Below are 25,176 nucleotides of genomic sequence, written 5' to 3' on the forward strand. Positions count from 1 at the left end.
CTTTCCGTTCTGCTGTCAATTGCCTTGCGTACGGGAACGCAGTTCCCGACGGAGGATCTTCCCACTGGCCGTTTTCGGCAAGTCCGGCAGGATCTCCACCTGGCGCGGATATTTGTAGGCGGCCAGTCTCTCCTTGCAGTAGGCGGCGAGCGCATCCGGGTCCGTGTCGGCGTCCGGACGCAGGCTGATGTAGGCCTTGACGGTCTCCCCGCGATAGCCGTCGGGCACCCCGACGACGGCGGCCTCGCGCACCGCCGGGTGCGTGTAGAGGACGTCCTCGACCTCACGCGGCCACACCTTGAAGCCGGACGCGTTGATCATGTCCTTCTTGCGGTCGACGACGTACAGCCAGCCCTGCTCGTCCATGAAGCCGATGTCTCCGGTGCGCAGTTCACCACCGGGGAAGGTGGCGGCGGTGGCGTCGGGGCGGCGCCAGTAGCCGGGCACGACCTGCGGGCCGCTGACGACGATCTCGCCCTGCTCGCCGAAGGGCACCTCCTCGCCGGCGTCGTCGACGATCCGCACGACAGTGTCGGGGCCGGGCAGTCCCACGGCGAGGGTCCCGGAGACCGGGTCGACCGGCGCCTGAAGACCCGGCGGCACGGAGGCGCAGGGCGCGGTGCACTCGGTGAGCCCGTAGCCGTTGCGGATGTAGGGCCCGAAGCCGGTCCGGAACTTCTCCACCAGCGCGGGCGGCAGCGGGGCGCCGCCGGAGGAGATCACCCGGAAGGAGGAGAAGTGGTCGCGGGTGACGGAGGGGTGGGCGGCCAGCGCCATGAAGGCCGTGGACGGCCCCACCGTGTAGTGCGGACGGTGCTCGGCGAACGCGTCGAGCACCACGCCCGGCTCGAAGCGGTAGGCCAGCACGAGCGTGCCCCCGCTGGTCAGACACGCGCCGAACTGGCACACCATGCCGGTGATGTGGAACAGCGGCGCCAGCGCGAAGTAGACGGGCCGCTCCGGCAGCCCGAGGCCGGTGCGCTGCCGCTCGGCGTTGTACATGATGTTGCCGTGCGTGTTGGTGGCGCCCTTGGGCGTGCCGCTGGTGCCCGACGTGTAGCTGATCAGCGCGATGTCCGAGGGACCCGGATCACGGTCCTCGGGCGCCTTGTGGCCGGCGCGGGCCACGGTCGCCAGGTCGTCGGCGTCCGGGGCCTGCGGCAGGCGCTCGAAGGTCAGCACACGTGCGTCGCCGCGGCTCTGGAAGTCCAGCTCGCATCCGGTGAGCACGATCCGCACGGGCGAGTCCGACGCCGTCTCGCGCAGATACGACTCCCAGGCCCGGTCCGAGCAGATCAGCGCGGCGATCTCGCCGTCCCGCAGGACATGCGCGACCTCGCCCGACTTGTACATCGGGTTGACCGGTACGACGACCGCGCCCGCCTTCCAGGCGCCCAGCAGGGCGATCACGAAGTGCGGGGAGTTCTGCAGCAGCACCGCGACGCGGTCGCCGCGCCGCAGGCCCCGCGCCGCGAGGTGCCCGGCGACGGAGTCGCTGAGCTCGTCGACGTCCCGGTAGGTGAGCCGGCCGTCGAAGTAGGCCAGGAAGTCGCTTCCGGGAGTCTCGGCCACGGCCCGGCGCAGGGCGTGCACGAGAGAGTCCGGAGGGCTGATCGCACCCTTCTGGGCGTCGCTGAGCAGGGCGAGCCAGGGCTTGGCGGCGTAACGGGACCCGGTCACCGGTCGGCCTCCCACTGCTGCTGGATGCGGTTCATGCCGGACAGCCACCGGTCGGGGTCGCCGGCCCGTGCCTGATGGTAGGCGGCGACCTCGGGGTGCGGCAGGATCAGGAACCTGTCCTCCCCGATGCCCTTCAGCAGGGCGTCCGCCACGGTCTCCGGCTCGATCGCGGTCGGCTGGAGCACGAGGTCGCCCGCGCTGCCGGTGGCGGCGAGCATGTCGGTGCGCACGCCCTGGGGGCAGATGGCGTGGACCTTCACCCCCCGGTGCCGGTACGTCAGCGACAGCCACTCGGCGAAGGCGAGCGCGCCGTGCTTGGTGACGGCGTAGGGCGCGGCCCCGATCATGGTGAGCAGCCCGGCGGCGGACACGGTGGAGACGAACCGCCCGCTGCCACGCTCCAGCCAGCCGGGCAGCAGCGCGTGGGCGGCCCGGACGTGCGCCATCACGTTCACGTCCCAGGAAGCGGCCCAGGCCATCTCGTCCAGCGGCCCGTCGGCGGCCCCGCCCTCGAAGGCGACACCGGCGTTGGCGCAGTAGACGTCGACGGTGCCGCCGAGCGCGTCCCGGGCGTCCTCGACGATCGCCGAGGCGTCACCGGGCACGGCGATGCCGCCGACCTGGTCCGCGACCCGCTCGGCGCGCTCGCCGTCCAGGTCGTTGACCACGACCCGGGCTCCTTCGGCGGCGAACCGCAGGGCCAGCGCGGCCCCGATTCCGCCGCCGCCCCCCGTGACAACGACTCCGGCGTCTTGAAAGGCTCCCACCATCGGTCTCCTCGGTCGCGGCTCTGCAATGACGTCAGACTAACCGGTCGGTATGTACCAGGGAAGGGGCGCCAGCAACGCCCCTGAAGCGGGCACGCCCCAAAGGGGCGCGGGGAACGGCGCGACCGGCCACACACGGCCCGCACCCTCCCCACGGCCCGCGGCAGCGCATACCGTGCCCATGCCGACCGTCCCCGCTCAAGGAGGTCACCGCATGCGCCCTTCCAGACGAGCCGTACTCACCACCGCCACGGCGGCAGCCGTATCAGCCACATCCACCGCATCCGCATCCGCATCCGCCGCCCAGCGCCGCAGGCACCTCCGCACCGGCTTCGAACGCCTCGCCCACGACGGCTACGCCCTGCTCGACGGCCAGAAGGTCGGCATCGTCACCAACCCCACCGGCATCACCCGCGAGGTCCGGCACATCGTCGACGTCATGCACGCGGACACCCGAGTGGACCTCAGGGCCGTCTTCGGCCCTGAACACGGCTTCCGCGGCACCGCCCAGGCCGGCGGTTCCGAGGGCCGCCATGACGACCCGGCGACCGGCCTGCCCGTCTACGACACGTACCTCAAGAGCGGCCGGCCGCTCGCCGACGTCTTCACCGCGTCCGGCGTCGACACGGTCGTCTTCGACATCCAGGACGTCGGCGCCCGCTTCTACACGTACATCTGGACGCTGTACGACTGCATGGAGGCGGCCCGGCTCGCCGGCAAGCGGTTCGTCGTGCTGGACCGGCCGAACCCGGTGACCGGCCGGGCGGCCCTCGGCCCGGTCCTGCACAAGGAGTTCGCCACGTTCGTCGGGCGGCAGCCCATCGCCCAGGCCCACGGGATGACCGTCGCCGAGCTGGCGCGGCTGTTCAACGGGGAGTTCCTGACCGAGCCCGTGCCACTGGAGACCGTGGCGATGTCGGGCTGGAAGCGGTCGGACTTCTACGACGCCTCCGGGCTGCCCTGGGTGCCGCCCAGCCCGAACATGCCGACCCCCGAGACGGCCCTGGTGTACTCGGGAACGTGCCTGTTCGAGGGCACGAACCTGTCGGAGGGACGTGGCACGACCCGGCCGTTCGAGCTGCTGGGCGCGGAGGGCGTCGACCGGCGCTGGGCGGCGGCCGCGAACGAACTCGCCCTGCCCGGCGTGCGGTTCAGGGAGGCCTACTTCGCGCCCACCTTCTCGAAGTTCCAGGGGAAGACGATCGGCGGTGTGCAGGTCCATGTGCACGACCGGGCCGCCTTCGATCCGGTCCGCACGGGGATCGCCCTGCTCGTGACCGCGAAGAAGGCCTGGAGCGGCTTCGCCTGGCGCCCGGACCACTGGATCGACAAGCTCACCGGCTCGGCGCGCGTGCGGACGATGATCGAGGCGGGTGCGGACACCGACGAGGTGGCGGCCGGGTGGCAGGAGGACCTGGCGGCGTTCCGCAGGACCCGGCGGGAGTACCTCCTCTACCGCTGAGCGGAATGCGCCCGTGACGTATGGCCAAGCTCCCCCGTTGGCAGGACGATGCGCCCACACGTGACGTCACACGGGGGCTAGGGGGCCTGTCATGGCGGATCCGGCGATGAGTATGACTCCCTACTGGGAGCTGGTCTTCGACGCGGACGGGGACCCGGAGAGCCGCCTTCGCGACCGGCTCCTCGCGGGGGTGGCCGAGCGGGGCGTGCGCGATCTGATCGTCTTCGCTCACGGCTGGAACAACGACCGCTCCGGGGCGACCCGCCTCTACGACCGCTTCTTCGCGCCCGTGCCGCGACTGGCCCCGGCGGCGCGGATCGGGTACGTCGGGGTGCTGTGGCCGGCGATGCGGTTCGCCGACGAGCCGATCCCGGACTTCCCGCGGGCCGTGGCGGCCGATTTGCCGGGACGTCCCGTGCTGGACAAGGACACCCGGCACGCGCTGCTGGAAACCTTCCCGGGCCGGGCGATCCTGGTCGACCAGATCGCCCGGCTGCTGGAGCAGCAGCCGCCGGAGGAGGCGGAGCTGGAGGAGTTCGGGCGGCTGGTGCGGACCCTGGTGGAGGTGGTCGCGCCGGGACCGCAGGCGCTGTTCGCGGCGGACACGGTGGCGGAGGGCGTGCCGCAGAGCGAGCCGGAGATGTTCGCCGGACCGTCGGCGGCGGCCTGCGAGGAGTTCGCGCGGGCGCTGGCGGAGTTCGAGGCGCCCGGGCCGCCGCAGGGGTTCAGGATCCCCAACCCGTGGGACGGTGCGCACGAACTGCTGAGGCAGGCGACCTACTACGCGATGAAGCGGCGCGCCGGGACCGTCGGCGAGCGGGGGCTCGGCCGGGTCGTCGGGCAGCTCGCGAAGGCGGCCCCGGGGGTGCGGGTGCATCTGGTCGGGCACAGCTTCGGCGCGCGGCTGGTGTCGTTCGCGCTGCGGGGACTCCCCGAGGGCGTGCGCTCGGTGAAGTCGGTGACGCTGCTCCAAGGGGCCTTCTCGCACTACGCGTTCGCGGCCCGGCTGCCGCACGACGCCCGGGCCGGAGGGGTTCTCCAGGGGCAGCAGAACCGTGTCGACGGGCCCTTGGTGTGCTGCCACTCCCGGCATGACGCCGCCCTGGGCACGATCTACCCGCTGGCCTCGCGGATGGCGGGTGACAGCCGGTCGGCCGCGGAGCCGGTCCTGGGGCGGGTGCTGGGCGCCAAGTGGGGCGCGCTGGGCCACGACGGGGTGCAGGCGGTGCCGGGCACGCGCGCGTACACCCTCGCCGAAGCCCTGAAGGCGCGGCTGCCGGCCACGGGGTGCGTGAACGTCGACGCGGCGGCCGTGGTCAGACGGGGCGGCCCGCCGGCCGGTGCGCACAGCGACATCCTGCACGCGGAGCTGGCCCGGCTGGTCCTGGCGGCGGGCCGCGTTCGCTGACCCGCCGCCAGGACGGTGCCTCACCGGTGTGAGGTGAACTCCACGACCTGCTGGTAGGTCGGCCGGTTCTGCCAGCTGATCTTGCCGTGCTTGATGCCGCCGAGGGTGCGGTGGTTGATCGAGTCGGCGCACCACTGGTCGCCCGCCGCGCACACGTCGTCGCCGGGGTAGACCTGGGCCGCGGTCCTGCCGGCCGCCTCCTTCAGGGTGCCGAGGAGGGTGTCCCGGCAGGCGCCGAGGCTGCCGTCACCGCAGTACTTCCGGGCGAGCGGCCCCTTCACCTGCTCACCGAGGACCGCGCGGACGTCCTTGTCGACGTAGCTCCACCAGCCGTACTGGAAGGAGCTCCCCGCGTGCGAACCGGTCGGGCCGTGCCCGGCCGACGGGGACTCGTCGACGGGGAGGTTGGCCGTGACGGCTCCGTACAGCTCGCTGCCGAGGCCCGGTTCGAACTCGGCCCTGACCAGGAGCGGCCACCAGGCGTCCAGGATGCGGATCGCGTCGGCGTCGGCGTACTTCTTGGAGCCGGCCGTGGTCTCCGTGCGTTTGCCGCCCGCGGCGACCCACGCCTGGAGTTTGCTCACGGCGGCCGCGGCGGCCGGGTCGGTGACGGGTGAGCTGGTGACGACCTTCAGGAGCCTGGGCAGGACGTCCTCGGCCCGCAGGTCCGCCAGCCCCGCGTCCGCCATGGCCTTCACCAGGGCGGCGCGGGTCACCCCGCCCTGCTGGACCAGTTTCCTCACCCGGTCCTCCAGCAGGTTGCCGCGGTGCACCGAGCCGTTGCCCCAGGGCGCGGCCGTGTAGTCCCTGGCCTGCTTGTTGTTCCAGGAGACGTAGTAGTCCTGGTCGATGGAGCTGGGGTGGGCGGAGGGCGGGGTGTAGTCGGCCGTGTTGGTCGCCGGGTTCCAGCCGCGCCATTCGTAGGCCGGCCGGGCCCACGCCGGGAACTCGGAGTCGACGCCGGCGGCGCGTACCGGGTTGTCGCCGCTGTTGTAGTAGGCGGTGTGCTCGGAGTCGGCGTAGAACCAGTTGAAGGTGTAGTTGATGTGCTGGACGGCCTTCTGGAAGGTGTCCGGGCCCTTGACGTAGTCCGGGTCGTTCAGCATCTGGAAGCCGATGATGGAGTCGGCCTCGTGCAGGAAGGACGAGCGCAGGGTGGTGTAGGCGACCTTCTTTCCGCCGACCGTCGCGCGGTACTCGACGGGCCCGTACTTCGTGCGCCAGACGCGCATGGTGTACGAGCCGGCCGCGGTGCCGTCGGCGGTGGTGGGCTTCCAGGCGTTCTTCTGCTCGATCTTCTCCATCGGCGTGCAGGTGCCGCGGTACAGGTAGTGGTAGTCGTCCTGGCACAGCTCGACCGCGTAGGAGTCGATGATGTCCTGGCCGGAGGTCGTGGCGCTCCAGGCGTAGTCCTGGCCGCGGCCGAGTTCGACGTACATGCTCAGTCCGGCGAAGGAGGCGCCGCGGGCGCTGATGCCCGGGCCCTGGATCTCCTGGAGCAGGAGCAGCTGGGGGGCGAAGTAGCCGGTCTGCGGGCCGAACACGGCGACGGGGTGGCCACTGGCCGTGTGCTTGCCGCTGACCACCAGGGCGTTGGACATGCCGCGCTTGGCGGACGACGTGGCGGCTTTCGCGGCCTGGCCGGACGCGCCGGTCGCACCGGCCGTCGCGGCGCTGCCGGTGCGGTCGTACACGAGCGGCTCGGGCTCCACCGAACCGGCGTCGGGCAGGGCCGTGCCCTGCGGGTCGGCCGGCTTGGCGCCGTAGGGGAAGCTGCCGTCGTGCTGGGTGAGGACGGCCTCCGGGTCGTTGCGCATCCGGAAGGACTCCCAGACCTTGGTGCCCTCGGTGACGCCGTACTTCTCCTGGGCGGCCATGAGCGAAAGGGCGTTGTTGACCTCGCCGCCGCCGCCCGAGCCGAACAGCGCGCCGATCACGGAGGCCAGCGCGACCAGGTCGGTGATCTTGAAGTGTTCGATGGTGCCGGCGTTGGTGACTGAGTCCTTGTGCCCGGTGAGTACGTATTCACCGGGGAAGGTGCGCCCCTTGTCGGAGGCGTCGATGTAGGCGTTGATGCCGTCGAGGTAGGCCTTGACGTCGGCGAGGGCCTGCTTGCCGCGCTCGCCGTTGGCGGCGACGGCGTTGTCGATCTGCGCCTGCAGATCGGCCTCGCTGTACGGGGCATGCCGCCAGAACTGCTGCTCCAGGCCCTGGTTGGAGGGCGCCCCGCCCGCGAAGGAGGTCAGCTGACCGCGCCCGACGTGCCGGAAGACGTCCATCAGCCACAGCCGGTCCTGGGCTGCCGCGTATCCGGCGCCGAACTCCGTGCCGTACCGGGTGGTGCCGGTGATGTGCGGCACACCGGTCTTCTTGTCCCTCACGATCGTCACGTCACCGCGTCCGGCGGGCTTGAGGCTGGAGGCGACCTGGTCGGCGGGGACTCCGAAGGAGGCGTCGTTGAAGAAGGTGTTGATCTTGTCGTTGGTGAGGGCGGGGTAGCCCTTGGCGAGGTTGGCGTAGGGGCCGAGCTGGTCCTCGGCGTGCTCGGGCTGGGTGCCGAAGGCCTGGTTGAGGAGGATTTGGGCGAGGGTGGCGTTGCCGTTCTGGCCGGGCGGGAGGATGTCCGAACACTGATTGCCGCAGTGGTCGTTCGCCGCGGCGGTGGACCGCGCGGCCGCTGTTTCCGATGCGGCAGCCGGGGCAAGCGGCGACAAGAGACCTGCGATCAGGGTGCATACGGATGCTGTCTTCAGGAACCCGGGGATTCCGCTGGGAGTTCTCATTCTGTCGAGAACGGTGCGTGGGGCACGCCGTGGCATGGGGGCTCCTCCCGAGGGGGTGGGCCGGATGTTACCGCCGGTATCCCCCGGCTTGAAGATGAACAAGCGTCACTTTTTGAAGTCGGCACAACAGACACACGGATCACGGCAGTCGACCGGCGGCCTCTTCGGGCCGCTTATGGAGGCCATTTGAAATCGGATGGAGCCGATTCGCTTGTCGATACGTCTATTCGGCGACGTCCTTACGACGACGCCGAAGTGACCGGATTACAGGTGCAGGTGTGACGGAGGTGCAGGACGATGGCCGGTTTCCGGAGTCTGGCGAGACAGGTCCGCGACCCGCGGTGCGATCTGGCCCTGCGGCGCTATTCGCTGCGTAAGTGCCTTGAGAGATTCGCCCCTTACGGGCACAGGGCGACCTGGGACCATCTGTGCTCCCGGGCGGGGTTCGGTCCCGAGGACCGCTCCCCCGATCCGGTGCGGCTCGTGGCCGCACTGGAGGAACTGGAGGAGGCGCGGGCGGTCTGGCTGGCCTACGAGGTCGAGTTCGCCGAGCGCCGCAAGAAGGAGAAGCACGACGGACTGCGCAGGCCGGGCAGTGTGGACGACTGGCACCGGCTGACCTGGGGCGGTTTCGGCGTGGCATGGTGCGACGACCCGGCGGTCCACCCCCGTGAACCGCTGGCCGAGGTGCTGCGCCGGCTGATCGCCGCGCTGGAACGCGAGCCGGGCTCGGCGTGCCCGGTGTGCGGCGGCGGGCAGCTCGTCTGGAGGTACGACCTGGACCACGAACCCTCGTCCGGTCCGGTCTGCGCGGACTGCGGAATCCTGGTGCCGCGTCCCGTGCTCACGCCCGAGGCCCTGGCCTACGCCAGGCGGACCAGGTTGCTGGTGTCGGCTTGACGGATGCGGGTGCGCGGGGGGTGCGCCGGGGATGCCGCACCCCCACTGTTCGGTGATGACCGGCACCATCGACGCCATGATGCAGGTGTGTCTGAACGGTTCGCGGACGGCCGCCGACGGCGTGGCCGTGCCGCTGACACCCGAGTCCATGGCCGCATCGGCCGCCGGGGCCGTGGCCGCGGGGGCGACGGACATCCACGTCCACCCCAAGACGCCCTGTGGACGGGACACGTTGTCGCCGACCGTGCTCGCCGTGACGCTGGCGGCGATCCGGGCACGGGTGGCGGTGCCGGTGGGTGTGACCACGGGCGCGTGGGCCGAGCCCGACCCGGCCGCCCGGCTGGAGCGGATTCGCGGCTGGACCGTGCTGCCCGACCACGCCTCGGTCAACTGGCACGAACCGGGGGCGGAGGAGACGGCCGCGCTGCTCATGGAGCGCGGGATCGGCGTGGAGGCCGGCGTCTGGTCCGGCACGGACGGAGCGGAGCGGTTCGCGGCGTCGGCACTGGGGCCGAGGGTGCTGCGGGTTCTGGCCGAGGTGACGGACCCGGACCCGGTGAGCGCGGTCGCTTCGGCACGGGAACTGCTGTCCGGCCTGGGGCCGGCGCACGGCCGTCCCGTGCTGCTGCACGGGGAGGACGGGGGTGCGTGGCCGGTGCTGCGGCTCGCGGGGCGGTTGGGGCTGGCGACCAGGGTCGGGCTGGAGGATGTGCTGGTGCGGCCCGACGGGGTGCGGGCGGGGTCCAACGCGGAGTTGGTGGCGGTGGGGTTGGCGGAGCACGGCCGCTCGTGAGGCGATCGGCGCGCCCGCGGCCGGGCGCCCCCCTCAGCCCCGACCCCGACGGTCCCGTTCCACCAGCAGGCGGGAGCCGGCGAGCCGTTCGCCGAAGACGTCGTCCGGGTTGGACAGGACGCAGGTGTCGAGGGAGAGGCAGCCGCAGCCGATGCAGTCGGCGAGGTGATCACGCAGGCGGTTCAGCTGCTTGATGCGTTCTTCCAGCTCGGTGCGCCACACTTCGGAGAGGTGCGCCCAGTCCTCCCGGGTGGGCGTGCGCTCCTCGGGGAGCTCGGCGAGCGCCTCCCGAATCGTCGCCAGGGGGATGCCCACCCGCTGCGCGGCCCTGATGAACGCGACCCGGCGCAGCGTGTCGCGGGAGTAGCGGCGCTGGTTGCCCGCGGTCCGGCGGCTGCTGATCAGGCCCTTGGACTCGTAGAAGTGCAGGGCCGAGACGGCGGCGCCGCTGCGCGCGGCGAGCTGGCCGACCGTGAGCTCGTGGATCTTCTCTGGAATCCGGTGCACCCCGCGAACCCTACCGATTCCGTTGACAGAGCCACTGCGGCCGACCATGCTAAGCAGTCGCTTAGAGATATGAGCGCGCAGACTCCCGCACACGAGAGGCCTGGAAGACATGGCAGAGCCGAGGATCTTCACGTCCGTCGACGACCTGAAGTCGGCGGTGGGCGAACAACTGGGGTACACCGACTGGCTCGACATCGACCAGAAGCGGATCGACCTCTTCGCGGAGGCCACCGGCGACCACCAGTGGATCCACGTCGACCCGGAGAAGGCCGCCGCGGGCCCGTTCGGCACCACCATCGCGCACGGTTACCTGACCCTGTCCCTGCTGCCCCTCTTCGGGCCGCAGCTGATCGCCGTCGAGGGCGTGAAGATGGGCGTCAACTACGGCACGAACAAGGTGCGTTTCCCCGCTCCGGTCCCCGTGGGCTCCCGGCTGCGCGCCACCGCGACGATCAGCGGCGTCGACGAGGTGCCCGGCGGCGTCCAGGTGGCCGTCGCCTTCAGCGTGGAGCGCGAGGGCGGCGACAAGCCGGTCTGCGTCGCCGAGTCGGTGGCGCGCTACTACTTCTGAGGCGGGGGCCCGTTGTGAGGCCGGGGCCCACGGCCCCTCAGGCCGTCGGGCCCTGGGCTCCGACCATCCGCAGCACGAGGTCGGCATACAGCTCGCCGACCTCCTCCGGCGTCCGGGGCCCGCCGACGTTGAACCACCGCGCCACGTCGATGCAGAGGGACAGTACGGCCAGCGTCGTGCCGTGCACGTCGACGACGTCGAACTCGCCCGACCGCACGCCCTCCTCGATGATCCCGCGCACCTCGCCGTCGACCTCGCGGCGCAGCGCGAGGATCTCCGCGCGGGCGTCGGGACCCAGCGATTCGAGTTCGTACTGCACGACCCGGGCGGTGGTGCGGCCGCCCGCGTGCCAGCGCACGAAGGAGCTGACCGCGTCGGCGAGCCGCTCGGTGGGGCTGCCCTCACGCCGGGACGCCGTCCGCAGGATCTCCAGGGCCTTCTCGTGCCCGATCCTGCTGATGCGGTGCAGCAGCTCTTCCTTGGTCTTGTAGTGGATGTAGAGCGCGGCCGGGCTCATTCCGGCGCGGCCCGCGATGTCGCGGGTCGTCGTGGCGTGGTAGCCGCGCTCGGCGAAGGCCTCTACCGCGGCGATCAGCAGCCGCCGCGCCGCGTCGGGCGTGACCTCGCCCCACGCCTGCGCCTCGCCGCCGGCCGTCTCCTCCGCCGTACTCATCGCTCGCCCCTCTCCACTGGCAGGAGGAACACCATACCGCCGAAGGTGAGCGAGCGCTTAGTGTGGCCGCTCAGTGCTTCTCGTAGGGCGCGTACGAGGAGGCCACGCCCGTCCCCTCCTGCCGGTCCCGGATCACCTTGGAGAGGGTGAAGGCCGAGGTGACCAGGTACAGGACGGCGATGGCGAGGAAGGCCCGCACCCAGGCGTCGGCGCTCAGCTGGTAGATGCCGATCGCGGTGGCCGCCATGGCGACGGCGAAGGAGGCGACGGCCTGGCCGTAGAAGGCGGCCGTGTTCTGCTGCTTGCCCGGTGTGTCACTCATGGGGAAAGCATCGGCGGACGTGGCCCGCGCCACATCCGCCGAAGTACTCAGAGACGTACTCAGAACGCCGAGACGCCCGTCAGCGCCCGCCCGATGACCAGCTTCTGGATCTGACTCGTGCCCTCGTAGAGGGTCATCACGCGGGCGTCCCGCAGGAGCTTGCCCACCGGGTACTCGTCGATGTAGCCGTAGCCGCCGAAGACCTGGAGCGCGTTGTTCGCGGCGCGGACGGCGGCCTCCGAGGCGAACAGTTTGGCCTTGGACGACTCCACGGCGAACGGCCGCCCCCGGTCGATCAGGTCGGCGACCCGCCAGGTCAGCAGCCGGGCGGCGTCGACGTCGAGGGCGATGTCGCTGAGCAGCTCCTGGACGAGCTGGTGGTGGGCGATGGTCCTGCCGAACTGCTCCCGCTCCCCCGCGTATCGCACGGCTTCGTCGAGGGCGGCCTGGGCGATGCCGACGCAGCCCGCGGCGACGGACATCCGGCCCTTGGCGAGGGCCGACATGGCGATCGAGAAGCCCTTGCCCTCCTCCCCGAGCAGGGCGGAGGCGGGTACGCGCACGTCCTCCAGGACGAGTTCGGCGGTGGCCTGGCCGCGCAGCCCGAGCTTGCCGTGAAGGGTGCGGCGGGTCAGTCCGGGGGTGTCGGTGGGGACGAGGAAGGCGGAGACGCCCTTGTGGCCGGGGGCGTCCGTGGAGCGGGCGAAGAGCAGGACGACGTCGGCCCAGGTGCCGTTGGTGATGAACATCTTGGTGCCGCTCAGGACGTAGTCGTCGCCGTCCCGCGCGGCCCGGGTCACGAGACTGCCCGCGTCCGAGCCCGTGCCGGGTTCGGTGAGGCCGAAGCAGCCGATCGACGCACCGGAGGTCAGCCCGGGCAGCCAGCGCCGCTTCTGCTCCTCGCTCCCGAAGGCGGCGACGGTCTTGGCGACGAGCCCCAGGGAGACGGAGACGATGCCGCGCACGGACGAGTCGCCCCGGCCCAGCTCCTCCGTGACCAGGCAGTACGCGAGGTGGTCGCCGCCGGAGCCGCCGTACTCCTCGTCGATCGTCAGGCCCAGGAAGCCGATGTCACCGAGCTTCTCGACGATGCCCCGGTCGACCTGCTCGGCGCGGTCCCAGGCGGCGACGTGCGGGGTGATCTCGCGCTCCACGAAGTCCCGCGCGAGCCGCCGGACCGCGCTCTGCTCCTCGCTGAGCTCCAGATTCACCACGAGTCACCCCACCGCACGCCGTAAGTATCGATTTAAATTAGCACTGCTAGTTTCTCGGTGCAGCCCTACTATGTGCGCCATGGCCCGACCGCGCAAGCCCCTGCTCAGCACCGACCGGATCGTCGAGACGGCCCGCGCGCTCGTGGACGCCGAGGGGCTGGCCGCCGTCTCCACGCGGCGGCTCGCCGCAGAACTGGGGGTCAGCGGGCCCTCGCTGTACAACCACTTCCGCACCAAGGACGAGATCCTGGAGGCGGTCGCCGACTCGGTGAGCGGCCAGGTGGACCTGTCGATGTTCCAGGACGGCAGGGACTGGCGGACCGCGCTGCACGACTGGGCCGTCTCCTACCGGGCCGCGCTGCGCGACCACCCGAACATCGTCCCGGTGCTGGCCCGCGGCCCGGGCCGCCGCCCGGCCGGGCTGCGCCTCGCGGACGCCGTCTACGGCGCCATGGTCGCCGCCGGCTGGCCGCCCGCGCAGGCCACCTCCATCGGCGCGCTGATGCGCTACTTCGTGATGGGCTCCGCGCTCGGCTCCTTCGCCGGGGGCTTCGTGGACGACGCGAGCGCCTACGACCCCGCCGACTACCCCCACCTGCAGCAGGCCCACCTCCTCTCCGAGCGGCAGGAGAAGATCGACGAGAGGGCATTCGAGACCGGGCTGAGGGCCCTGCTGGACGGGCTGGCGCGGCAGTACGAACAGGTGCGGCGCACGGCGTAGCGACACTTCGGCGCCCGCCGAACCGTTCGTGTTCCATGCTGGAGGGCATGACCACGAGGGACCCGCGGGCGACGGCCCTGGCACGGCTCGCCGCGCTGTTCGCGGACGAGACCCGGGCCGCGTGCCTGCTGGCGCTGCTCGACGGACGGGCCTGGACCGCGAGTGAACTGGCGCGGCACGCGGGAGTCGCCGCGTCGACGCTGAGCGAGCACCTGGGCCGGCTCGTCGCGGGCGGACTGCTCGCCGAGGAACGGCAGGGCCGGCACCGGTACGTCCGGCTGGCCGACGCGCGGGTCGCGCAGCTGCTGGAGGACCTGGCCGCACAGGTCGCGCCGGACGCGGCCGTACGGCCGCGCACCCTGCGGGAGTCGAGCGCCGGCTCGGCGATGGCCCGGGGCCGCACCTGCTACGACCATCTCGCCGGGCGGCTCGGCATCGCGGTCACCGACGCGCTGACGGCACGCGGCCTGCTGGAGCAGGAAGCGGGGTTCGCGCTCACCGACGCGGGGGTGGCGTGGTTCGGCTCGGCCGGGATCGGCCTGGAACGCCGGGGCCGGAGGCCGCTGGCCCGGGGCTGTCTGGACTGGACCGAGCGCCGCCCCCATCTCGCGGGCCTGGCGGGCGCGGCGCTGTGCCGGCACGCCCTGGAAGCGGGGTGGTGCGTGCGCATCGGCTCGGAGCGGGCCGTGAAGGTGACGGCGGCCGGTGAACGCGCCCTCTTCGATCTCCTGGGCGTGGCGGCGACGGCGCTGCGCTGAGACCCGAAGCCGGTCCGGACCTGTCGCGGCAGGTGACGGCGGCCGGCGAACGGGCTCTCTCGGTCTGCTGGGCGTACAGGTCGGTACCCACTGGGGTACCCGACGGCGTGAAAAAAATCGCCGGTCGACCCCGCGGCGGCGCTGCGCTGCGGTAACCGCGCACCACGCCCCGTCCCGCCGGCACCCCCTCCGACCGCACGACGCCCCATCCGGCCCGGCACCTCTTCGATCGCGCACGGCGCCTTCCGGCCCGGGCACGGTGCCCCGTCCGAAATCCGCGAGCCTTCGGGCCCCTCCCCCTCCTAGCCTCTGGAGCGTGATGTCGAACTCCTCCCCGTCCCGACCCGCCCGCCGCGCGGATCTGCTCGCCGCCGGTGCGGCCGCCGTGACCGTCGTGCTGTGGGCCTCCGCCTTCGTCTCGATCCGCAGCGCGGGTGACGCGTATGCACCGGGCGCGCTCGCGCTCGGGCGGTTGCTGGCCGGGGCGCTGACGCTGGGGGTGATCTGCCTGCTGCGGCGGGAGGGCCTGCCGCCCCGCTCGGCCTGGCGCGGGATCGCGCTATCGGGCGTGCTGTGGTTCGGCTGCTACATGGTCGTCCTGAACTGGGGCGAGCAGCAGGTCGACGCGGGCACGGCCGCCCTGGTCGTGAACACCGGGCCGATCCTCATCGCGCTGCTCGGTGCCCGGCTGCTCGGCGACCCGATGCCGCCGCGGCTGCTGGCAGGGATGGCCGTGTCGTTCGCCGGTGCCGTGACGGTGGGTCTGTCGATGTCGGGCGAGGGCGGTTCCTCGGTGCTCGGGGTGGTGCTGTGCCTGCTGGCGGCGATCACGTACGCCGCCGGTGTCGTGGCGCAGAAGCCGGCGCTGGGCACGGCGAGCCCGTTGCAGGTGACGACGTTCGGGTGCCTGGTCGGCGCGGTGCTGTGCCTGCCGTTCGCCGGGCAGCTCGTGCGGGAGGCCGCCGCGGCGCCCGCCACCGCGACGCTCAACATGGTGTATCTGGGCGTCTTCCCGACCGCCCTCGCCTTCACGACCTGGGCGTACGCCCTGTCCCGGACGACCGCGAGCCGGATGGGCGCGACGACGTACGCGGCGCCCGCCCTGGTCGTGCTGATGTCCTGGCTGTTCCTGGGCGAGGTGCCGGGGCTGCTCACGCTGGTCGGCGGTGTGCTGTGCCTTGCGGGTGTGGCGGTGTCGCGGTCGCGGTCGCGGGCGGCGGCCCGGGCAGTGGTTCCGGCGGCGGCGCCGGAACCACGGCCCGAGGAGACCCGGGACTCAGCCCGCTGACTCGGCCTTGGCCTCCGGCTCGGCCTTCGTCTCCGGCGCGGCCTGAGCCTCGGCCGCGCGCGCCCGGTCCGCGAGGATCTTGATCGACACCAGGGCGATCACCGAGAGCACGACGATGTAGCCGGACACGGCCATCGAGGTGCCGGTCGCCTCCAGCAGCAGCACCATCACGAAGGGCGCGAGGCCGCCGCCCGCCACGGCTGCGATCTGGTAGCCGAGGGAGGCGCCGGTGTAGCGCATCTCGGGCGTGAACAGCTCGGCGAACAGGGCGGCCTGGGGGCCGTACATGATGCTCAGGAAGCAGCTGGCGACGAACGTGCCGACCGCGAGCCACAGCAGCGAGCCGGTGTCGATCAGCAGGAAGAGCGGTACGGCCCACAGGGCGATGCCGACGGCCCCGAAGGCGTAGATCCGGATACGGCCCACGCGGTCGGAGAGGGCCGCGGCGGCCGGGATCAGCACGAGCTGGGTGAGGCTGACGCAGAGCGAGACCATGAGCACCGGGCCCTTCTTCATGTCCAGTTCCCGGGTCGTGTAGTCGAGGACGCCGGTGATGAGGATGTAGAAGGTGGCGGTGTTCACGGCGAAGGAGCCGCCGGCCAGGAACACCGTGCCCAGGTGGCCGCGCAGGATCGTGCGCAGCGGCGAGCTCTGCTCGGACTTCTCCTTCTCGGCGAGCGCCCGTTCGGCCTCCCGGAACGCCGGGGTCTCCTCGACGCGCGTGTGGATGTACCAGGCGAGGCCGAGGACCAGCAGGCCGACCAGGAACGGCACCCGCCAGCCCCAGGCCGCGAACGCCGAGTCGCTGGTGAGCGCGCCGGCCAGCAGGAAGACGGTGTTGGCGGTGACCACGCCGATGGGGACGCCGAGCTGGACGAAACTGCCGTAGACACCGCGCTTGCCCTCCGGGGCGTACTCGGTGGCCAGGAGCATCGCGCCGCCCCACTGGGCGCCGACGGCGACGCCCTGCGCGACCCGGAGCAGGACGAGCAGGATCGGCGCGGCCACGCCGATCGTGTCGTACGTCGGCAGCAGGCCGATGGCGGTCGTGGCCACGCCCATCAGGGTCAGGGCGAGGACCAGCATCGGCTTGCGGCCGCGCTTGTCGCCGAGGTGGCCGGCGACGATGCCGCCGATGGGCCGGGCGAGGAAGCCCACGGCGAAGGTCGCGAACGAGGCGAGGACGCCTGCCGTGGCGCTGCCGGCGGGGAAGTAGAGGTCGCCGAGCACGAGGGCGGCGGCGATGCCGAAGACGAAGTAGTCGTACCACTCGACGGCCGAGGCGAGCGCCGCCGCGGTGGCCACCCGGCGTCGGTTGCCGACGGCGGGCGTGGTGGTGACGGGCTGAGCGGAAGGTGCCGTGTCCATGCGGTGCACGCTCCGGGGGTGCGGGGACGGAACGGGGGGTGGCTCGAGTTCCGGGGAACGTACTGACCGGACGGTATGGACGTCAACGGGTCGTGCACCAGGACTTTTACCTGTACTTGGCATCGATCACGGGCCGGGCACGCCGAGGACCCCGGCCTCGCGAGGAGGCCGGGGTACGCCGGAGCCGGGCTAGAAGACGACCAGGGCCCGGCCGCCCTTGCCCGCCAGCATGTTCTCGAAGGCCGCCGGAATGCCGTCCAGGCGGATGCGTTCCGTGACCAGCGCGCTCAGGTCGAGGCGGCCGGCCCTGATGTGCCCGGCCAGGACCGGGAGGTCTTTCGCCGGGTCGGAGTTGCCGTAGACGCAGCCGGAGAGGGTGCGGCCCCAGTGGAAGATCTCCAGGGCGTTGAACGTGACCTGCTGGTCCTTGCCGCCGATGCCGACGACCGTGGTGCGGCCGCCGCGCCGGGTGGAGTCCCAGGCCGTGCGGATGCTGACCGCGCGGCCCGCGCACTCGACGGCGACGTCGACGCCCTGCTTGCCGGTGAGACCGCGGATCTCGCGGGCGGTGGTCTCGGAGGCGACGACGTAGTCGGTGGCGCCGGCCGCCCTGGCCAGGTCCTCCTTCCCGGGCGACACGTCCACCGCGACGATCTTCGACGCGCCCGCGATCCGGGCCGCCTGGAGGGCGGCGAGGCCCACTCCCCCGACGCCGAACACCGCGACCGTCTCGCCCTGGCGGACCCGGGCCGCGTGGTGGACGGCTCCGTAGCCGGTGAGGACGGCGCAGCCGAGGAGGGCGGCGTCGGTGAGCGGGACACCGTCCGGCACGGGCAGCACGCAGGACGCGGAGACGACCGTCTCCTCGGCGAACGCGGCGACGTTCAGGCCGGGGTGGAGGTCGGTGCCCTCGGTGGTGCGGGCGTAGACGTCGGCGGCGCCGCTGAGGGCGTTGGCGCACAGCCACACCTCGCCCAGGGAGCAGGCGTGGCAGGCACCGCAGGACGGGGCCCAGTTGAGGACGACCCCGTCGCCGGGCGAGACGTGGCCGACCCCCTCGCCGACGGCGACGACCGTGCCGGCGCCCTCGTGCCCGAGGACGGCCGGGACGGGCAGGCGCATGGTGCCGTCCGACAGGGACAGGTCGGAGTGGCACACCCCGGCGGCGGCGAGCCGGACCCGGACCTGGCCGGGCCCGGGGTCGGGAAGTTCGATGCCGGTGATCTCCAGCGGGGAGCCGACGGCGGGCAGGACGGCGGCGCGGACAGCCATGACGGAGGGACTCCCCTGGACTAGAACTGGAGGGACTTGGTCTGGAGGTACTCGGCCAGGCCGTGCACGCCGAGTTCGCGGCCCACGCCGGACTGCTTGTAGCCGCCGAACGGGGCGAGGGGGTTGAAGCGGCCGCCGTTGATGTCGACCTGGCCGGTCTCCATGCGGCGTGCGAAGGCCACCGCCTCGGCCTCGTCCCCGGCCCAGACGGCGCCGGCCAGGCCGTAGACGGTGCCGTTGGCGATGCGCAGGGCGTCCTCCTCGTCCTCGTACCGCAGGATCGACAGGACCGGGCCGAAGATCTCCTCCTGCGCGATGGTCATGTCCTCGGTGACGTCGGCGAAGACGGTCGGGCTGACGAAGTACCCCTCCGCGCGCGGCGCCTCGGGGCCGCCGGCGACCAGGCGGGCACCCTCCGCGACGCCCTTCTCGATGTAACCGCGGACCCGTTCCTGCTGCTTGGCGTTGACGACGGGGCCGATGCGGTCGCCGTACTTGGCGGCGGCGGCCGCGGCCAGCTCGACGGCTTCGTCGTACTGGTCGCGGTGGACGAGCATGCGGGTCCAGGCGCTGCACGTCTGCCCGGAGTTGGACATGACGTTGGCGACCCCGACGTTGACCGCCTTGGCCAGGTCGGCGCTCGGGAGGATGACGTTGGCGGACTTGCCGCCGAGTTCGAGGGCGACCTTCTTGATCTGCCCGGCGGCGATCGCGGCGATCTGCCGGCCCACGGCGGTGGAGCCGGTGAAGGAGACCAGGTCGACGCCCGGGTGCTCGGCGAGGGCCTGCCCCGCGACCGGGCCGAGGCCGGTGATCAGGTTGAAGACGCCCGCCGGGACGCCCGCCTCGTGCACGGCGTCGGCGAAGAGCCGGGCCACCAGCGGGGTGTCCTCGGCGGGCTTCACCACCACCGTGCAGCCCGCCGCGAGGGCCGGGGCGACCTTGGCGACGATCTGATGCAGCGGGTAGTTCCAGGGCGTGATCGCGGCCACGACACCGACCGGCTCCTGGTGCACCACCGAGTTGCCGGTCTTCTCCTCGAAGGCGTACGTCGCCGCCAGCTCCGCGTACGAGCCCGCCACCGCGATCGGCACGCCCGCGTGGACGGCCTGCGAGAACTTCAGCGGCGAGCCCAGCTCGGCCGTGACGGTCTCGGCGATCTCGTCCGCGCGGGCCGCGAGCACATCGCGGAGGGCGGAGAGCCGCGCCGCCCGCTCGGCCGGCGGGGTCGCGGCCCAGCGCGGAAGAGCGGCGCGGGCGGCCCGTACGGCGGTGTCGACGTCCTCGGCGGTGCCCGCGGGGACGGTTCCGATGACCTGCCCGTCGACCGGGTTCACGACCTCGATCACGTCCTGGCCGGCGGCGGGGCGCCAGGCGCCGTCGATGTACATGCCGTCGTGTGCCTTCATCGCGCTTCCTCCGGGGCGGGGCGTCGTCGTCCGCCACATAAACTAGCGGCGATAGTTTTTTGACGCCAGACGTCCCGGTGTGGCGGGACCGGGATGCCGCAGGCCATCACAGCACGGCGCGGGTCCCCTCCGAAGGTGTGGCTCCTCACTCCCCCAGGTCGGGCTGCCGCGCGGGATGCGGGCAGATGCGGTCGCCGTGCCGGTCGAAGACGAAGAGGTGGGCGAGGTCCACCAGGAGCGGCACCTGCATGCCGTGGCGCAGGGCCAGATCCGGTGTGGTGCGGACGATGAGGTCGCCGGGCAGGCGGGCGTCGGCGGTCGCGGTGCCGGGTGAGTCCTCGGAGTGGTCCACGGTGATCACGGATCCGGCCCGTCCTGCGCCGGACCGCTCCCGCAGCCGGGTGAGGACCGAGCCGTCGCGGCGCCGTCGGGCGGGGCGGCCGGGACGGGGGCGCGCGGCCTCCAGTTCGGCCACGACGGCGGGGGTGGAGCCGGTGTTGAAGTGGACGAGGATCTCGTGCCCCTGGAACTCCACGTGCTCGACCAGGCCGGTGATCGGCACCTCGCCGGGCCGGGCGGCGCTGTGGTGGGCGATCCGGACTGCCTCCGAGCGCAGGCCGACGATGACCTCGCGGCCCTGCTGGACGCGCAGCAGCTGATGGTCGAGGGAGAGCGGCTCCGGCAGCCGCAGGAACTGCTTGCCCAGGCTGATGGTCATCGCCCCGTCGAGCGGAGCGCGCACCAGGCCGCGCAGCAGGTTGATGCGCGGGGTGCCGATGAACGCGGCGACGAAGACGTTGCCGGGCAGCGCGTAGACCACGCGGGGGCTGTCGACCTGCTGCAGCACACCGCCGCGCAGCACGGCGACGCGGTCGCCGAGCGACATGGCCTCGGCCTGGTCGTGGGTGACGTAGATCGTCGTGACGCCCAGCTTTTTGGTGAGCCGGGATATCTCGGCCCGAAGGTGGGTGCGGAGCTTGGCGTCGAGGTTGGACAGCGGCTCGTCCATCAGGAAGGCGGAGGGGTGGCGGGAGATGGCCCGGCCCATCGCGACCCGCTGCCGTTCGCCGCCGGACAGCTGCCCGGGCAGGCGGTCGAGGAGGTCCTCGATGCCGAGCATGCGGGCGGTGGCGTCCACCCGGGCGCGATGATCCACTCCCGGGGACTCGAAGCGCAGCGGGAAGCCGATGTTGTCGCGGCTGGTCATGTTCGGGTAGAGGGCGAAGTTCTGGAAGACCATCGCCATGTCCCGGCCGGACGGCGGCAGGTCGTTGGCGTACTGGCCGTCGAGCAGCAGCCGGCCCTCGTCGATCTCCTCCAGCCCGGCGATCATCCTGAGGACGGTCGACTTGCCGCAGCCGGACGGGCCGAGCAGCACGAGGAACTCGCCGGGCGTGATGTCCAGCGTCAGCCGGTCCACCGCGCGCGGGCCCCGCGGGTAGGCCTTGCTCACATCGTGCAGGGAGATGGCGCGTGTCATGAGGGCCCCCGAGGGGTCATCCGGGCGATGGTGCTCCGCGGTCGGAAGCCCCGTGCGGGTCGTACGGGGCTGTGGGTCACGGAAGTTAACGGAATGTGCCCGGCCGGGGGAAGACATCGGGCGAGATCGGGGGCTTCGGTCCATCTGGTGAGAAGGCGGACGGCCCGTCCCGGTCGTCGGGCGGCGGGCCGGGTCAGCGGATGCCGGTGAGATGGGCGAAGACGACCAGGTTCCCGGAATAGCCCTTCCTTCGGTCGTAGGTGCCGCCGCAGGTGATCAGCCGCAGCTCGGGGCGGCCCCGGGCGCCGTACACCTCCTGGCTCGGGAAGCGCGCCTTGTCGTACGACTTGATCCTGTCGACCCGGTAGACGGCGGTCCGCCCGTCGGAGCGCCGGGCCTCGACGATCCGGCCCCGCTTCAGTTCGGTCAGCCCCGCGAAGACGGCGGGCCCGCTGTCGGTGTCCAGATGCCCGACGGCCACGGCGGTGCCCTGTTCGCCCGGTGAGGCGCCGTGCCGGTACCAGCCGACCAGCTCGGGGTCGTCGTCCGGCGGGGCGGTGAGGCGGCGGTCGCGGTCGAGGCCGAGGTCCATGACCGGGGCGTCGACGCCGAGGTAGGGGATGAGGAGGCGAGTGGCCCGGGAACGGGCCAGGGGGCGGAGGCCGGCGGGCGGGCGGGGCTTGCGGGCCGCGGGGGCGGGGGGCCTGACGGCAGGGCGCTGCGTTGTGGTCGCGGTGCGGCCCGGGGGCCTGGCGGGCTCGGCGGGTTTGTCGCCGCGGGGCCCGGGGGTGGAGGCACCCGGGACACGGGCACCAGGGGCGGCGGAGCCGGGAGTGCGGGGCCCGGGGGCGCGGGACCCGGGGGCGTGCTTGGTGGGGCCGGCGGGGAGGGCAGCGGAGCCTGGGGCTCTGGGCAGGGCGCTCTTGCCTGTGCTTGGGGTGCCGGGCAGGACGGTCCTGCCCGCGCCCGGGGTGCCGGGCAGGGCAGTCTTCTCCGGGCCGGGGGTGCCAGGCAGGACGGTCGTGCCCGTACCGGGGGCGCCGGGCAGGGCGGTTCTGCCCGGCCCGGCGCCGGTCGGGCGGGCGTTCGCGCCCGGGCCTGTGTTCGTGCCCGTACCGGTGCCCTCACCCTCGCCCGACGCCTGTTCGGCCGTCCCTGATCCGGAGCCGGACGGGTGGGCGGCCGTGGTGAAGTCCGGCTGCAGGGCCGTGGCCGTCGTCGCTCCGGGCTCTTCGCCCCGGTCCCAGCAGACTCCGGCCACCACCAACAGCGAGACGGCCATCACGATCGTCCGCGTCAGCCGGTAGCCACGCGTCCGGTACCAGGGCCTGCGCGCGCGCCGCCGGGGCCACCCCCGGGGCACGCCGACGGGCGCGGCGTCCCGCCCCGCCGGGCCGGCGCCGGTCCCCGGCCCACGCCGGACCACCCGAGCCGCACCGGGCCCGGCCCCACGGCGGAACTGCCGGACATCGTCAGGGCCGGTCCCCCGCCGCCCCGACGGCACTCGGGCGGGCCCCGCCCCGCCCCCGCGCCGGACGACCTGAGCGCCGGCGGGCCCGGAGCCGGGCCGGGTTCCGAGACCGGAGCCCGCGCCCCGCCGGTCCCCGGGAGCCGCCCCGGGCCCGGCACCACCCCCACGCCGCCCCGACGGCACGTCGACGAAACCGGAACCAGCCCTCCGCCGGTCCGCCGGGGCGGCACCGGAACCGGCGCCGCCTCCTCGGCGTCTCACCGCCCCGGCATCGGGCCGCCCGAGCGCGCCACCGCCCCGCACCGGCCGGCCGGGGCCCTCCGCGGAACGCGGCCTACGCGGCGCCATCGGGGCGCCGACGGAGCCGGAACCAGACCGTCCCGGCGACGGCGGCCAGGCCGACCGCGGCCGCGCCGGTGACCGGCGTGAAGGCCTCGCTGCGGGCGATGCCGCCGCCGCCCGCGGGCGGACCGCCGACCGGCGTCGTCGGCTTGGAGGTGGGGCAGTCGACCTTGAACACCTTGAACTTGCCGGCACCGTGGGCCTGGTCGGTGAGCCACGTCAGCTTGTACTGCCCGTTGGGCAGATTGACGGCCTCGGTACGGCCCATACCGGTCGGGTCGGCGACGAAGCTGCCGGTGCGCGTGGCGCCGCCCGGGACCTCGGGCTGGGTCTGGATCGTCCAGTTGATCTGCTCACCCGCGTCGAAGTTGAACGCGGCGAGGTAGAAGTCGCAGACCTTCGGGTCGTTGCGCTGATTGACCGCGGCCGTCGTGCTGGCGTGGATCTTGACGTCTCCGTTGTCCCCCGGGATGGGAGCGGCGACGGCGGACACCCCGCTCAGGGTGGTCCCTGCGAGAGTGAGGGCGGCGAGGACGGCCGTGCGGGTACCGGCGCGGCGCGCGAGGGGTACGACGGGCATGAACATGCCTCCAAGTCAGATGATTTTCATACAAACACCTCGTCACCTGACTTTCTGGTACCTCACCGCCGAAAGGGCCGCAGCACCGCCCTACGACGCGTCAGATATCGCTCTTCCGGCGCAGCGGCGTCCCGCCCCCGAGACCCCTCCGCACCCCACGGCCCTCATCGCCCGCTTTCTCCGGCTCCTCCGCCCCGTCCGGCGCGTCCCGGCCGGCCGGCTCGTCCGGCTCGTCCGGCTCCCGCGGCGACCGCACGGCGACCCCGGAGGACAACAGCAACAGCACCCCCAGCATCACGAACGGCGCCGCCACACCCGCGCCTCCGGCGATCAGTCCGGCCGCGGCGGGCGCGGCGACCTGGCCCAGCCGGTTGCCGGTCAGGCGCAGGGCCAGGGCCGTGGAACGGGCGTCGTCGGGGGCGGCCTGGACGACCGTCGTCATGGACAGCGGCTGACCGACCCCCAGGCAGAAGCCGAGCGCGGCCAGCAGCAGTCCGAGCGCCCACACCGGCACCGGCAGGGCGATCCCCGTGCACAGCAGGGCCGCCAGCAGACAGGTGAGCGTCAGCAGCAGGGGCCGGCCGAGCAGCCGCAGCAGGGGCGTCAGCACCAGACGGCAGGCGATCGTCGCCGCGGCGCGCAGACTGAGCAGGACGCCGATCACGGACGGCGCGATGCCCCGGTGCTCGCCGACCACCGGCAGGTAGGCGGTCAGGATGTCGGTCGCGGACAGCACGGCGAGGCTGATGAGGATGCCCGCGGGCACCCCGCGGGTGCGCAGGATGCCGCGGACCGGGACCCGGGGCCCCTTGCCCGCGGCGGACGAGGACGCCGTGCGACGATGCTCGATGCGCCACAGCGAGCCGAACGCCACCGCCGCGGTCGCACCCGCCGCGATGAGGGCGAGCGCGCTGCTGCCCGCCATGTCCCCGCCGCCGATCAGCGCGCCCGCGGCGATGGGGCCGACCAGCTGGCCGAGGGCGGCGCCGATGGTGAAGTGGCCGAAGTTGCGGTCCTGCTCGTGCGGTGCGGACTGGCGGGCGACCAGGGACTGCGAGCCGATGACGAAGCACAGGTGCCCGAGGCCCATCACCCCGCTCCACAGGGCCATCGTCCACAGGGAGCCGGCCACGCCGCTGAGGGCGCAGCCGCCGGCGATCAGCACCACACCGACCGGCAGCAGGGGCGCGCAGCGGCCGTGGTCAATGCGGCGGCCCAGGGGCACGGCGGCGAAGAGGGGCAGCAGCGCGTACACACCGGCGATGACACCGACGGCGCGCTCGTCCGCGCCCAGCGCGAGGGCCCGGTAGGAGACGGCGGGCCGGGCCATCGACACCGCCCCCTGCGCGAAGCTGAAGGCGATGACGAGGCGGAGCAGCCAGCCGCGGTTCCCACCGGGCCTCACGA

Annotated in this window: 22 protein-coding genes; 8 read left to right on the forward strand and 14 right to left on the reverse strand. The window is 72.8% G+C overall.

Annotated elements, in window-relative coordinates:
* Positions 1 to 15 precede the first annotated feature (15 nt).
* Positions 16 to 1,680, reverse strand: a complete 1,665-nt coding sequence (locus AB0F04_RS33085; RefSeq protein ID WP_362048525.1) for an AMP-binding protein — start codon at positions 1,678 to 1,680, stop codon at positions 16 to 18.
* Positions 1,677 to 2,450, reverse strand: coding sequence for an SDR family oxidoreductase (locus AB0F04_RS33090; protein WP_362048528.1), 774 nt, complete (start codon positions 2,448 to 2,450; stop codon positions 1,677 to 1,679). Before AB0F04_RS33090 ends, AB0F04_RS33085 begins: the two co-directional genes overlap by 4 nt.
* Before the next feature lie 211 nt (positions 2,451 to 2,661).
* Here AB0F04_RS33090 and AB0F04_RS33095 point away from each other — a divergent pair, with 211 nt between their 5' ends.
* Positions 2,662 to 3,909: a DUF1343 domain-containing protein gene (locus AB0F04_RS33095; RefSeq protein WP_362048531.1), complete on the forward strand. Its 1,248-nt coding sequence runs from the start codon at positions 2,662 to 2,664 to the stop codon at positions 3,907 to 3,909.
* A 91-nt stretch (positions 3,910 to 4,000) separates the two neighbouring features.
* Positions 4,001 to 5,317 carry a serine-threonine protein kinase gene (locus AB0F04_RS33100; RefSeq protein ID WP_362048534.1) on the forward strand — a complete coding sequence of 439 codons (1,317 nt, stop codon included), beginning with the start codon at positions 4,001 to 4,003 and terminating at the stop codon, positions 5,315 to 5,317.
* A gap of 20 nt (positions 5,318 to 5,337) precedes the next feature.
* On the opposite strand, the gene AB0F04_RS33105 is transcribed toward AB0F04_RS33100, so the two are convergent.
* Positions 5,338 to 8,136, reverse strand: a complete 2,799-nt coding sequence (locus AB0F04_RS33105; RefSeq protein ID WP_362048537.1) for a penicillin acylase family protein — start codon at positions 8,134 to 8,136, stop codon at positions 5,338 to 5,340.
* A 261-nt stretch (positions 8,137 to 8,397) separates the two neighbouring features.
* Here AB0F04_RS33105 and AB0F04_RS33110 point away from each other — a divergent pair, with 261 nt between their 5' ends.
* Both AB0F04_RS33110 and AB0F04_RS33115 read left to right on the forward strand, forming a co-directional pair.
* Positions 8,398 to 9,000 carry a hypothetical protein gene (locus AB0F04_RS33110; protein ID WP_362048540.1) on the forward strand — a complete coding sequence of 201 codons (603 nt, stop codon included), beginning with the start codon at positions 8,398 to 8,400 and terminating at the stop codon, positions 8,998 to 9,000.
* 76 nt (positions 9,001 to 9,076) lie between these two features.
* Positions 9,077 to 9,793 carry a 3-keto-5-aminohexanoate cleavage protein gene (locus tag AB0F04_RS33115; protein ID WP_362048733.1) on the forward strand — a complete coding sequence of 239 codons (717 nt, stop codon included), beginning with the start codon at positions 9,077 to 9,079 and terminating at the stop codon, positions 9,791 to 9,793.
* Between the two features lie 33 nt (positions 9,794 to 9,826).
* Here the strand turns inward: AB0F04_RS33115 and soxR are convergent, their stop codons facing one another.
* Complete coding sequence (gene soxR, locus AB0F04_RS33120) at positions 9,827 to 10,300, reverse strand: redox-sensitive transcriptional activator SoxR (protein ID WP_362048543.1); 474 nt, start codon at positions 10,298 to 10,300, stop codon at positions 9,827 to 9,829.
* A 109-nt stretch (positions 10,301 to 10,409) separates the two neighbouring features.
* Here soxR and AB0F04_RS33125 point away from each other — a divergent pair, with 109 nt between their 5' ends.
* On the forward strand, positions 10,410 to 10,871 hold the full coding sequence (locus AB0F04_RS33125) for a MaoC family dehydratase (protein WP_362048546.1): 462 nt from the start codon (positions 10,410 to 10,412) through the stop codon (positions 10,869 to 10,871).
* 37 nt (positions 10,872 to 10,908) lie between these two features.
* On the opposite strand, the gene AB0F04_RS33130 is transcribed toward AB0F04_RS33125, so the two are convergent.
* From AB0F04_RS33130 to AB0F04_RS33140, 3 genes are all read right to left on the reverse strand, one after another.
* Positions 10,909 to 11,544 (reverse strand): TetR/AcrR family transcriptional regulator, encoded by a 636-nt coding sequence (locus AB0F04_RS33130; RefSeq protein ID WP_362048549.1) that lies wholly within the window; start codon positions 11,542 to 11,544, stop codon positions 10,909 to 10,911.
* Between the two features lie 70 nt (positions 11,545 to 11,614).
* Positions 11,615 to 11,866, reverse strand: coding sequence for a YiaA/YiaB family inner membrane protein (locus AB0F04_RS33135; RefSeq protein ID WP_362048551.1), 252 nt, complete (start codon positions 11,864 to 11,866; stop codon positions 11,615 to 11,617).
* Positions 11,867 to 11,925: 59 nt separating this feature from the next.
* On the reverse strand, positions 11,926 to 13,077 hold the full coding sequence (locus tag AB0F04_RS33140) for an acyl-CoA dehydrogenase family protein (RefSeq protein WP_362048554.1): 1,152 nt from the start codon (positions 13,075 to 13,077) through the stop codon (positions 11,926 to 11,928).
* 82 nt (positions 13,078 to 13,159) lie between these two features.
* Here AB0F04_RS33140 and AB0F04_RS33145 point away from each other — a divergent pair, with 82 nt between their 5' ends.
* The 3 genes from AB0F04_RS33145 to AB0F04_RS33155 all read left to right on the forward strand — a co-directional run bounded on the left by AB0F04_RS33145 (position 13,160) and on the right by AB0F04_RS33155 (position 15,847).
* Entirely contained in the window at positions 13,160 to 13,801 is a 642-nt protein-coding gene (locus tag AB0F04_RS33145) for a TetR/AcrR family transcriptional regulator (RefSeq protein WP_362048557.1), read from the forward strand.
* A gap of 47 nt (positions 13,802 to 13,848) precedes the next feature.
* The gene (locus AB0F04_RS33150) at positions 13,849 to 14,559 is read left to right on the forward strand and encodes a winged helix-turn-helix domain-containing protein (protein ID WP_362048559.1); all 711 of its coding nucleotides are present in this window, start codon (positions 13,849 to 13,851) and stop codon (positions 14,557 to 14,559) included.
* 319 nt (positions 14,560 to 14,878) lie between these two features.
* Positions 14,879 to 15,847, forward strand: a complete 969-nt coding sequence (locus tag AB0F04_RS33155; RefSeq protein WP_362048736.1) for an EamA family transporter — start codon at positions 14,879 to 14,881, stop codon at positions 15,845 to 15,847.
* On the opposite strand, the gene AB0F04_RS33160 is transcribed toward AB0F04_RS33155, so the two are convergent.
* The 7 genes from AB0F04_RS33160 to AB0F04_RS33190 form a co-directional block, all read right to left on the reverse strand.
* Positions 15,836 to 17,215, reverse strand: a complete 1,380-nt coding sequence (locus tag AB0F04_RS33160; protein WP_362048561.1) for an MFS transporter — start codon at positions 17,213 to 17,215, stop codon at positions 15,836 to 15,838. The genes AB0F04_RS33155 and AB0F04_RS33160 overlap by 12 nt on opposite strands.
* Positions 17,216 to 17,404: 189 nt before the next feature.
* Positions 17,405 to 18,487, reverse strand: a complete 1,083-nt coding sequence (locus AB0F04_RS33165; RefSeq protein ID WP_362048564.1) for a Zn-dependent alcohol dehydrogenase — start codon at positions 18,485 to 18,487, stop codon at positions 17,405 to 17,407.
* A gap of 20 nt (positions 18,488 to 18,507) precedes the next feature.
* Positions 18,508 to 19,896, reverse strand: a complete 1,389-nt coding sequence (locus AB0F04_RS33170) for an aldehyde dehydrogenase family protein (RefSeq protein ID WP_362048566.1) — start codon at positions 19,894 to 19,896, stop codon at positions 18,508 to 18,510.
* 145 nt (positions 19,897 to 20,041) lie between these two features.
* Positions 20,042 to 21,376: an ABC transporter ATP-binding protein gene (locus tag AB0F04_RS33175; RefSeq protein WP_362048569.1), complete on the reverse strand. Its 1,335-nt coding sequence runs from the start codon at positions 21,374 to 21,376 to the stop codon at positions 20,042 to 20,044.
* 193 nt (positions 21,377 to 21,569) lie between these two features.
* Positions 21,570 to 22,658: a class F sortase gene (locus AB0F04_RS33180; protein WP_362048572.1), complete on the reverse strand. Its 1,089-nt coding sequence runs from the start codon at positions 22,656 to 22,658 to the stop codon at positions 21,570 to 21,572.
* Positions 22,659 to 23,181: 523 nt separating this feature from the next.
* Positions 23,182 to 23,769 carry a hypothetical protein gene (locus AB0F04_RS33185; protein ID WP_362048575.1) on the reverse strand — a complete coding sequence of 196 codons (588 nt, stop codon included), beginning with the start codon at positions 23,767 to 23,769 and terminating at the stop codon, positions 23,182 to 23,184.
* Between the two features lie 100 nt (positions 23,770 to 23,869).
* The gene (locus AB0F04_RS33190; protein ID WP_362048739.1) at positions 23,870 to 25,174 is read right to left on the reverse strand and encodes an MFS transporter; all 1,305 of its coding nucleotides are present in this window, start codon (positions 25,172 to 25,174) and stop codon (positions 23,870 to 23,872) included.
* Between the last annotated feature and the right edge of the window lie 2 nt (positions 25,175 to 25,176).

It is taken from the genome of Streptomyces sp. NPDC029041 (assembly GCF_040637515.1).
Lineage (GTDB): Bacteria > Actinomycetota > Actinomycetes > Streptomycetales > Streptomycetaceae > Streptomyces.